This window comes from Bartonella sp. CL25QHWL, assembly GCF_042195335.1.
In the GTDB taxonomy this organism is placed as follows: domain Bacteria; phylum Pseudomonadota; class Alphaproteobacteria; order Rhizobiales; family Rhizobiaceae; genus Bartonella.
In genome coordinates, this window is sequence record NZ_JBHIOE010000103.1 from 326 (window position 1) to 599 (window position 274).

General features: G+C 43.4%; 1 pseudogene. It reads left to right on the forward strand.

Annotated elements, in window-relative coordinates:
* Positions 1 to 44: 44 nt before the first annotated feature.
* Positions 45 to 274 (forward strand): annotated as a pseudogene (locus tag ACFILY_RS09690) (SMI1/KNR4 family protein); the annotation flags it as partial.

Sequence of the window (274 nt, forward strand, 5' to 3'; positions counted from 1 at the left end):
ATCCGGGCCGTTTAACAGAGCTTCTTGCACAAGGAAAGTGAGTCATGATGCAAACCAAAGATGTCACAGAGATTTTAAAAAGACTGGGCTGGGAGCCTTATCGTGATAACGTGGGTGATACTTTTGGCCAGTATCATCTTCCCTATCGCATTATTGGCATTGGCTCTGGTGTAAAAAATTATGGAGAGAGAGGCAAAGAGTTTTTGCTTTCGGCTGATCTCACCACCGCTGCTTATTGTCTTGCTAGGGAATATTCTAGAGGTGAAAAATCACA